Raw genomic sequence first — 9,114 nt, 5'->3', positions numbered from 1 at the left:
CAACATCATCCGAAGCGCAAACGATAAACACTCCCTCAAATCACGACGAAAACTTGCTGGATGGTCACCGAATTACATCGCAGAACTGCTCCAACAAAGCCTATAAAAATTTGGATTCGGAGCCCTGATGCGAAGGTTCGTTTCCGACCGCCCCGAAGCGTCGTCCCCGGCTGGACGGCGGATGGCGATCCGGCTCACCCTTCAGCCCGAGACAGTTGCAGCTCTTCGAGGCCATGGGGGTGTCCCACATCGACGCGGTCGAGGCGAACCTCGCGGCGCGGCGCCACGGCAGCGACATCGCGGCCGAGCTGATCGGCGCGGGCCTCGTCACCGAAAGACACTACGGCGAATGCTTCGCTGCCCAGTTCGGCCTTCGCTTCGCCGAGATCGGCGAGGACGACCGGATCCTGAACGGCGCCGAGATGCTCGGGCGCGCCCCGCCCCGCCTCGTCAAGGTCTGCAACGACCGGCTCGACGCCCGCCTCTTCGTCTGCCCGACCATCGAAAGCCTCGACGGCTTCGCCGCTTATCTCAACCGATTGCCGGAAATGCGTTGCATGGTCAGGATCACCAGCCGCTCGGTCGCCGCGCGGGCGGTCGATCGCCAGACCATGGCCGAACGATACCGCGCCGCCCGCGCCAGTCTTTCGGCCGAGACGCCGGAGCTGTCCGCCCGCACCGCCATCGAACCCTTTCAGGCGGCCTTTGTCGTCGCCGCCCTGGTGGCGGTCGCCATCGGCCTCTGGTTCTTGCCGGCTTTGACCTTCGCGATCGGGCACGGCGCCGGGACGATGTTCTTCACCGCCTGCCTCGCCATGCGCCTGCCCGCCGCGCTCGCGCCGAGGTCGGAGCAGGTTTCGGTGACCGACCTGCCGGCGCCCGGCGTCCTCGAAGAGGGATGGCAGGGCGTGCCGGTCTACAGCGTTCTCGTCGCACTCCACAACGAAACGGCCATGGTGCCGAAACTCGTCGCCGCGCTGGAGGCGCTCGACTGGCCGAAGACGCGGCTCGACGTCAAACTGGTCTGCGAGGCCGACGACGAGGCGACGAGCGCCGCGGTGTCGCGGGCGATCGCCGGCAGGCCGCAGTTCTCGCTCGTGCTGGTGCCGCCGGGCGCGCCGCGAACCAAGCCGAAGGCGCTCAATCACGCGCTGCCCCTCGCCCATGGCGAGTTCCTGGTGCTTTACGACGCCGAGGACGAACCCGATCCCGGCCAACTGCGCGAGGCCTATCTGCGGTTTCGCACCGGGCCGGCCAATCTCGCCTGCCTGCAGGCGCCGCTCGTCGTCACCAACGGCGAAGCGCACTGGCTCGCCGCCCTCTTCGCGATGGAATATGCCGCGCTGTTTCGCCGGCTCCTGCCGTGGCTGGCGCGCACGGGCCTGCCCGTCCCGCTCGGCGGAACGTCCAACCATTTCGTCCGCGAAAGTCTCGTAGCGATCGGCGGCTGGGACTCCCACAACGTCACCGAAGACGCCGATCTCGGCATTCGCCTCCATCGGGCCGGCTACCGGATCGGCACGCTGACGCGGCCGACCCTCGAACATGCGCCGGAACGCTGGCACGTCTGGCACCGCCAGCGCACCCGCTGGATGAAGGGCTGGTTCGTCACCTATCTCCTGCACATGCGCCGGCCGCTCAAGCTGACCCGCGAACTCGGCATCGGCACCATGCTGGCCTTCCAGCTCATGTTCCTGGGCATGCTGGTCTCGTCGCTCGCCCATCCCGTGCTGCTCGGTCTCGTGGCGATCCAGTTCGGCATGATGGCGCTCGGCTTCGCCTCGATCCGCGACCTCTCTCCGGTGACCGTCCTCGACCTCGCCAACGTCGCGGCCGCCTACGGGCTCTTCGTGGTGATGTCGGCGCAGGGACTGTCCCCGGTCGACCGCAGGCCTTTGCAGGGACGATCCTGGCTTCTGCCGGCCTATTGGGTGCTGCTCGCCTTCGCTTCGGCGCGGGCCCTCCTCCAGTTGATGATCGCTCCCCACAAATGGGAGAAGACGCCGCACGGGATCGATTCCCGGGCGGACTCGAACGATCCCCGCTACCGGGTCGAGCCGTTCTTCGGCGATGCGCCCGCCACGGAGCTTGCCGGCGCCGCTCGTCTGGTCAATGGCCCGTCTGCCCTGCCGTCTGCAGACGTTCCATGGCCTTTTTCAGCACCGCTGCAAGACGCTCGCGTTCACGCTCGCTGACCTGGCCGACGTCGAGGAAGATCCGCGCGCCGTCGGAATATTCGTTGATGACCTCGCCGGCATCTGCCGGCGCATCGTCGATCAGCCCTTCGACCTGATAAGGCACGACCTGTCGGCTGATCCCCTTCAACGAGATCGGCTCCAGCGGCCGCGCCTTCACCACGTCGGTGACGAGCGCGTAGGTCTCGTAGCTCAAAACGATGCCGCCGGGCGCTGCGATCGATTCCAGCCGCGCGGCGAGGTTCGCCTCGGCGCCGATGATCGTATAGTCCATGCGATCCTCGCTGCCGAAATTGCCGACGTTGCAATAGCCGGTGTTGATCCCCATCCGGGTCTGGAACGGCCTCTCGATGCCCCGCCGCCGCCAGGCGTCGTTGAGCGCTTCCATCCGGCGCTGCATGGCGATCGCCATCCTCACGCAGGCCTCGGCGTCCTCCCTGGCTCCTCTGGTCTCCGGGTCGCCGAAGAAGGCGAGGATCGCGTCGCCGATGAACTTGTCGACGGTCGCGCCGTGGTCGTGGGCGATCTTCGACATCTCGGTGAAATACTCGTTGAGGAGCTGCGTCAGCTCTTCCGGCTGCAGCCGCTCCGACGTCACGGTGAAGTCCTTGATGTCGGAGAAGAACACGGTCAGCTTCTTGCGTTCGGTGGAGATGACGACGTCGCGCTCGCCCGAAAAGATGCTGCGATAGACCTGCGGCGACAGATATTTCGAGATCTTCATCGAAATCGCCGCGAGGAAGGAATTGGCCTCTTCGAGGTCGCCGTTCAGCCGCTGAAAGATCTTCGCCTGCCGCCACTGCATCGACGCGAAAGCGACGCCGAAGAAGCCGGCGCCGGCGAAATAGGCGAGCAGATACTTGAATGAAAAGATGTTGGCGGCGATCGGCTGGGCGATCTCGACTTCCTGCAGACCGCGCACGTCGCCGACTTTCCAGTCGCGCTTGGGGCTCTCCGGATGAGTGTTGTGGCAGGCGACGCAGGTCTCGCCCATCAGGACGGGCGCCGCCAGCCGGATATTGCGGTCGAACAGCGAGCCGCCGACCGACATGATGACCGGCTTGTCGGCGCCTTCGCCGCGGAAGGTCTCGAGTGCACCCCATTCGAACGCGTCCAATTGATGAGGCTCGCGCGACTTGAAGACGTAGTCGGAGACGAACCGGTAGTGCATGTTCTCGCCGCGCCCGCCGATGACCTCGCCGAGTTCGAGTGAAAGCGTCGCCGGAATCGGTATGCCGCCGTCGACGACCTGGTAATTGTGGACGGGAATGGCACGCCCCCGGGCGGCGTTGACCCGCCCGACCACGTTCTTGGCGTAGTAGCCGCGAATGTCGGTGATCATGGCATCGAGGCTCTGCGCCTGCTCGCGCAGAGCGACGTCCGAGAGATGCCTGAGATCGAGCCAAACGGCGACCGGCAGCAGGGCCAGTGCCGCCAGGACGACGAACGCGAAAATGGCTGGCCGCGCCATCAGCGCGGTGAACGACGCGGACATCGAGCCCTCGGCATTGCGATACGCCGAGGCATACTAAACCACGCCGAGAGCGTAGTCACTCCGGCAACACCTGCGGCCGGATCGAATTACAATGAGGTCAGGCCCGCGCAGGAGCCGCGCAAGCCTGATTCCGGGCCGATACCCGTATCGGCCAAACTCGGGCGTCGCCGAGGGCTTAGCGCGCCACGTCGTTTACGGCCGCGCCGGTCGCATCGACCGTGTTGCCGACGTCGCGGCCGACGCCTCGCACCGTGTTGGCGCAGGCCGAGAGCATCATGGCACCGGCAAGGAGAGTGACGAGGATGGAACTGCGCCTGGTCATGACATACTCCAGAAAAACAACTTTGTCGGCATACCAACGCCCGTGAAGACGCAAGGTTCCAAGGGGCTCCACCTCTCGCAGACGCGGTCCCGCGCCCTGTTCTGCTGCAGTGCAACAAAATTCGGTCGCGCCCGTTCGCCCGAATGGCAGGACGCTCGAAACCTGCCCGGATCGGAGGTAACGTCCCATGAACCAGCATCTGGCAGATCAATCGGTCTCCAGCGACCTGGCGATCACCAAGGCCGACGAAATGCTCGTCCTCGTCTTCCAGGGCGGCGGCGCGCTCGGCTCCTACCAGGGCGGCGTCTTCGAGGCGATGGAGCGGCGCGGCGCACGGCCGGACTGGGTCGCGGGTATCTCGATCGGCGCGATCAATGCGGCGCTCGTGGCCGGAAACCCGCCCGGCGAGCGGAGCGGCGCCCTGCGCCGCTTCTGGGACGAGGTCTCCTCCAACATCACCTTCGGCGCGCCTCTGCCGGGCCTGTTGATGGAAACGACCTTCAACGAGGTGAGCGCCGCGTCGACCGCCCTCTACGGCATCCCGGGCTTCTTCAAGCCGCGCTTCCCGCCGACCTATCTGGTGCCGACTCCGGCCCCGGGGAACATCGGCTATTACGATACCGCACCGTTGCGGGCGACGCTGGAACGGCTGGTCGACTTCGACCGCCTGAACGACGGCGAGATGCGGGTCAGCCTCGGTGCCGTGAACGTCGCCACGGGCAACTTCCGCTATTTCGACACCGACGAAACGCGGATCGGCCCCGAACACGTCATGGCCAGCGGTGCCTTGCCGCCGGGCTTTCCACCCATCGAGATCGACGGCGAGTGGTACTGGGACGGCGGCCTCGTCTCCAACACGCCGCTGCAATACGTCCTCGAGCGCGATCATCACCACGACATGTGCATCTTCCAGGTGGACCTGTTCAGCGCCACGGGACCCCTTCCCGAGACGATCTTCGACATCGCCGAACGGGAAAAGGACATCCGCTTTTCCAGCCGGACGCGGCTCAATACCGACATGATGAAGGAGCAGCGGAAACTGCGTCGAGCGCTTCACAGGCTGCTGCGCAAGCTGCCGGCCGAATTCGCCGACGATCCCGACGCGGCGCTTCTCGCCGAACGGACCGACGACGCCGCCGTCACGATCGTTCACCTGATCAATCGGCGAAAGGCCGCGAGCCGGGATTCAAAGGATTACGAGTTTTCCCGGCGGACCGTCGACATGCGGTGGTCGGACGGCTTCGCCGACGCCGAGGAGACGCTCGTCGACGAGCGATTCGTTCATCGGTGCATGCCGCCGCATTCGGTCGAGGTGCTGGATCTGAATCCGCGGTAGAGGCTGGCCGCCCGGCGGCGGCTCGGCAACATCGCGTTTCTTTGCGTCGCCGGTCGGCGCGGGAAACCTCGACTTAACGGGGGAATGGGCATAGTGAGCGCAATGTCGGCCGTTCGAGACCCCGCCCCTGGCAGGGCCTCGAGTCGCACCGGCAGGCTACGTGCCTCGTTTGGGCAGCTTTCACCGTGTCGCATCACAGAGTCTCGTCCGTGCCCCCTGGTGGTTTTTCCAATCTGCGCCGCGCGATCCGCCGGCAAGGTGGCAAGCGCCAGAGGCGGATTTCGGCCATTCTCCGCACGTTCAGCCACACGCGCCGTGAGGAACCCACCATCGGGGAACTGTCGCAGGCCTTCGACGCACGCGCCTTCGGGGCCTTTTTCATCCTGTTCGGAGGCTTGAACCTCGTTCCGTTACCACCGCCGGCGTCCTTCTTCATCGGCCTGCCGCTGATGTTCTTCACCTTCCAGCTGGCGATCGGACGTCGCCGGCTGTGGCTGCCGAACTTCATCGGCCGGATGCGGCTCAGCCCGGATCGCATCGCGCTGGTGATGACCAAGATCGGCCCCATGCTGCGGCGCATCGAGCGGCTGGCGCGGCACCGCTACTGGCTCGAACCCGAGCGCCTCCTTCTGCCGATCCTCGGCTGGTACTCCTTCGTCATGGCGACGATCGTCGCGATTCCGTTTCCGCTGACCAACCTCATTCCGGGCATATCGGTGGCTCTCGTCGGCGTCGCGATCAGCACCCGCGACGGGCTGTGGCTCGCCGCCGCGCTGGTCACCGGCCTGATCGGCATCGTCGTTCTCGGAGGCTTCTACGGCGCCGCCGCCTTCGCCGTCCTGCAATTGTTCTGAGGGCGCCGCCTCGTCCGGGGAAAACATCCCGCGGCGGGCGCGACTTTTCCGCCGGTTTCGAGTTCATCCCGAAACGCGAGGTCCGTTCCATGAGCCCGTTCGATCCGTTCGCCCCCGCCCGAGGCTTCCGGGCAAGCAGAAGCACCGCCGAATTCGTTACTCTGGCGACATTGTCTCCCTGGGTGATCGCAAGCCGCCTCGGACGCCTTTGCTTCGCCATGGCGACCGTGCCGACCGCCAGGGACGAGGCCGAGGCCATCCGCATGGTGGACGAAAAGATCCTGGCAACGGCCGAATCCGTGATTGCCGTGCAGACGGCCATCGCCAGGGCCTCCTGCGAGGCGGTGATCGCGGCGATGACGGGGCGACACGGTGCCGACCGGATCGACGCCATCGTCAGCGCCGGATTGCGGCCCTATTCGAAGCGGGTCCGCGCCAACCACCGCAGGCTGTCGCGACCACCTGCTTCCGTCGGATCGAAGCCCGCATGACCGGCGAGGGGCGATCCTCAAAGCCGCCATCGAAACCATCCCCGGCCATCGACATTGCATAGGCGACGAATTTTCGTCACCGTCGCCGGGCAAGGGCATGATGATCGTCGCGATTTGGGTCGAAGGCCGGGCCGATGAGCTATTTGGATGACAGTGGCGCGGCGAGCGAGACGGTCATGGTGGGCGCCGCCGGGGACGGTCCGAAGCGGACGATCCTGTTCCTGCTCGTTCCCAACTTCTCGATGATCGCCTTTGCCAACGCGATCGAACCGCTGAGGATCGCCAATCGCATCGTCGGCCGGGAGATCTATCGCTGGCGCCTCGCCTCGACGGACGGCGCGGCCGTCGCCGCCTCGAACGGCATCGCCTGCGCCGTTTCTTCCTCCCTCGACGCCGAGCGCCGCAACCTCGTCTCGGGAAGCCGGCCGTCGATGATCTTCGCCTGTTCCGGGATCTTCGTCGAGGAGTTCGAGGACAAGCCCGTCTTCTCCTATCTCAGGGAGGCCCATCAGCGCGGCATCTCGGTCGGGGGCCTTTGCACCGGCGCCTGGATTCTCGCCCGCGCCGGCCTTCTCTCGGGGCGCAAATGCGCCATCCACTGGGAGAATCTCGCCGGCTTCGCCGAGGCCTTCCCGATGGTCGAGGTCTATGCGGATCTCTTCGAGATCGACCACAACATCTATACCTGCGCCGGCGGAACGGCGGCGCTCGACATGATGCTCGCGCTGATCCGCGAGGATCTCGGCGACGGGGCGGTCAACCGGGTCTGCGAACAGGTGATCACCGACCGGGTCCGCGGATCCCACGACCGCCAGCGGCTGCCCCTGAAGGCGCGGCTGGGCGTCCAGCATGCCAAGGTCGTGCGGGCGATCGAGATCATGGAAGCCAACCTCGCCGACCCCCTGTCGCTGGCCGAGATCGCCTATCACGTCGGCCTGTCGCGCCGGCAGGTCGAACGGCTGTTCGAACGCGAGATGGGGCTCTCGCCGGCCCGCTACTACCTCGAGATGCGGCTCGACCGCGCCCGGCATCTCCTGCGCCAGTCGCAACTGCCGATCGTCGAGATCGCCATCGCCTGCGGCTTCGTCTCGGCCTCGCATTTCGCCAAGTGCTACCGCGAACTCTACGACCGGTCGCCGCAGCAGGAACGCGCCAACCGCCTGAAGAAGGCCGCGTCGCCGGCGTGAGGACGCGCGCAGCGCCCGTCCGAGCCCGCGGCAAGGTACGCCTTTCGCGCACGAATGCCGGTGCCGGCGCCGGCACGAGATGTTCCCGGAACCGCCGGGCGGGAACGGGGGTCAAGCGATCTGCCGACGCGCAGAGGCGGCGCGGCGCTCAGCGTGCGTCGTCCATCCAGCGCTGCTGGCGCTCCATCCACATCGTTTCGCCGACGAGGCAGTCGGTCGGCGGACGCGCATCGGTCCTCACGACCGGCCGAACCTCTCGCTGATCGATCGGCCAGCCGCCGGCGAGTTCGAGGATCAGCTTGCGCCGGACGGCTTCGGGAAACTGCGACCAGTCGTTCACCGGGATGACGAAGGCGCGCGGCCCGCCGATCACGCAATCGGAATAATAGCGGTCGAGATCGGGAATCGAGCCCCAGGAGAAGCCGTTCCCCGTGGTCATCAGCGGCAGGCCGTTGATCGTGATGCCCGCCGCGACCGCGCCGTCCCGCGCCGCCGTCACCATGCGGCCCTGGTTGTTCGGACCGTCGCCGGAAATGTCGATCACACGCCGCAGTCCCTCGAAGCCGTTGCCGGCGAACATCGGCACGATGGTGTCGATCGCGGAGGAAATCGACGTGCGGCGTTCCCGATCGGGAAGTTCGGTGGTCAGCCGATAGGCGAAGGCATCGGCGGCGGCCTTGCTGTCGATCAGGGTCCAGGGGACGACGACCGTCTGGGACGCCGTTCCCGCCCACTCGACATAGGCGACCGCGACGCGCCCGTTGACCCCGTCGAAGATCGCTTCCTGCACTTTCGGATCGCGGAAGGCGGCGGCATAGCCGTCGCGCTGGATCGCCTGTTCGGACTGGTCCATTGACCAGGAAACGTCCACCGCGAGGACGAGTTCGACGTCGACGGCGGTCCCGTCCGGGGCGGCCTGGGTGCCGGCGCCGAAATCCGACAGTCCGCGCTCGATCGCAAGGGCCGGCAACGGCGCGGCGAGGAGAGCGGTCAGGGCGAAGGCGCGAACCACGAAGGAGCGGACCAGCCGGGCAAGCGGCCGGGATGGCGATCCGGGCCGTCCGTCTCTGGAACGGGGCGGTGCTGGCATGGCTGACCGAGAACTCCGGCTGCCGCCGACCCCAAGAGTGCAATGCCGCTCTTGCATTGCAACAAGCTACGCCGAAGACTTCGGCGCGCAATTCACAAAGCCGTCACACCGGCCGGCCGCAGAAGCTGCGACCGACGAGGTGCC

Annotated in this window: 8 protein-coding genes; 5 read left to right on the top strand and 3 right to left on the bottom strand. The window is 66.4% G+C overall.

Annotated features, from left to right (window positions below; translation table 11 throughout):
* Nucleotides 1-215 precede the first annotated feature (215 nt).
* Nucleotides 216-2,195: a glycosyltransferase family 2 protein gene (locus tag LZD57_RS02295; RefSeq protein WP_233717508.1), complete on the top strand. Its 1,980-nt coding sequence runs from the start codon at nucleotides 216-218 to the stop codon at nucleotides 2,193-2,195.
* On the opposite strand, the gene LZD57_RS02290 is transcribed toward LZD57_RS02295, so the two are convergent.
* The gene (locus LZD57_RS02290; RefSeq protein ID WP_233717507.1) at nucleotides 2,110-3,690 is read right to left on the bottom strand and encodes an adenylate/guanylate cyclase domain-containing protein; all 1,581 of its coding nucleotides are present in this window, start codon (nucleotides 3,688-3,690) and stop codon (nucleotides 2,110-2,112) included. The two genes, LZD57_RS02295 and LZD57_RS02290, sit on opposite strands and share 86 nt — an antisense overlap.
* A 175-nt stretch (nucleotides 3,691-3,865) precedes the next feature.
* The gene (locus LZD57_RS02285; protein WP_233717506.1) at nucleotides 3,866-4,012 is read right to left on the bottom strand and encodes an entericidin domain-containing protein; all 147 of its coding nucleotides are present in this window, start codon (nucleotides 4,010-4,012) and stop codon (nucleotides 3,866-3,868) included.
* Nucleotides 4,013-4,199: 187 nt separating this feature from the next.
* Between LZD57_RS02285 and LZD57_RS02280 the strand changes: the two genes are divergently transcribed.
* The 4 genes from LZD57_RS02280 (at nucleotide 4,200) to LZD57_RS02265 (ending at nucleotide 7,880) form a co-directional block, all read left to right on the top strand.
* On the top strand, nucleotides 4,200-5,348 hold the full coding sequence (locus tag LZD57_RS02280; protein WP_233717505.1) for a patatin-like phospholipase family protein: 1,149 nt from the start codon (nucleotides 4,200-4,202) through the stop codon (nucleotides 5,346-5,348).
* Nucleotides 5,349-5,557: 209 nt separating this feature from the next.
* Nucleotides 5,558-6,202, top strand: a complete 645-nt coding sequence (locus tag LZD57_RS02275) for an exopolysaccharide biosynthesis protein (RefSeq protein WP_233717504.1) — start codon at nucleotides 5,558-5,560, stop codon at nucleotides 6,200-6,202.
* Between the two features lie 218 nt (nucleotides 6,203-6,420).
* Nucleotides 6,421-6,693, top strand: coding sequence for a hypothetical protein (locus tag LZD57_RS02270; RefSeq protein ID WP_233717503.1), 273 nt, complete (start codon nucleotides 6,421-6,423; stop codon nucleotides 6,691-6,693).
* Between the two features lie 176 nt (nucleotides 6,694-6,869).
* A complete protein-coding gene (locus tag LZD57_RS02265) occupies nucleotides 6,870-7,880 on the top strand; it encodes a GlxA family transcriptional regulator (protein ID WP_233717512.1) in 1,011 nt (336 codons plus the stop codon).
* Nucleotides 7,881-8,028: 148 nt separating this feature from the next.
* On the opposite strand, the gene LZD57_RS02260 is transcribed toward LZD57_RS02265, so the two are convergent.
* A complete protein-coding gene (locus LZD57_RS02260) occupies nucleotides 8,029-8,970 on the bottom strand; it encodes a DUF1194 domain-containing protein (protein ID WP_233717502.1) in 942 nt (313 codons plus the stop codon).
* Nucleotides 8,971-9,114 lie beyond the last annotated feature (144 nt).

The sequence above is a fragment of the Jiella avicenniae genome (assembly GCF_021390325.1).
GTDB classification, from domain to species: Bacteria; Pseudomonadota; Alphaproteobacteria; order Rhizobiales; family Rhizobiaceae; genus Jiella; species Jiella avicenniae.
The sequence above is the reverse complement of the archived record's forward strand: the minus strand, read 5'-3'. Positions and strand labels throughout refer to the sequence as shown.

Excerpts from the sequence above, each read along its gene's own strand:
- LZD57_RS02290 (WP_233717507.1), bottom strand. The coding sequence starts at position 3,690 with ATGTCCGCGTCGTTCACCGCGCTGATGGCGCGGCCAGCCATTTTCGCG.
- LZD57_RS02285 (WP_233717506.1), bottom strand. The coding sequence starts at position 4,012 with ATGACCAGGCGCAGTTCCATCCTCGTCACTCTCCTTGCCGGTGCCATG.
- LZD57_RS02280 (WP_233717505.1), top strand. The coding sequence starts at position 4,200 with ATGAACCAGCATCTGGCAGATCAATCGGTCTCCAGCGACCTGGCGATC.
- LZD57_RS02270 (WP_233717503.1), top strand. The coding sequence starts at position 6,421 with ATGGCGACCGTGCCGACCGCCAGGGACGAGGCCGAGGCCATCCGCATG.
- LZD57_RS02265 (WP_233717512.1), top strand. The coding sequence starts at position 6,870 with ATGGTGGGCGCCGCCGGGGACGGTCCGAAGCGGACGATCCTGTTCCTG.
- LZD57_RS02260 (WP_233717502.1), bottom strand. The coding sequence starts at position 8,970 with ATGCCAGCACCGCCCCGTTCCAGAGACGGACGGCCCGGATCGCCATCC.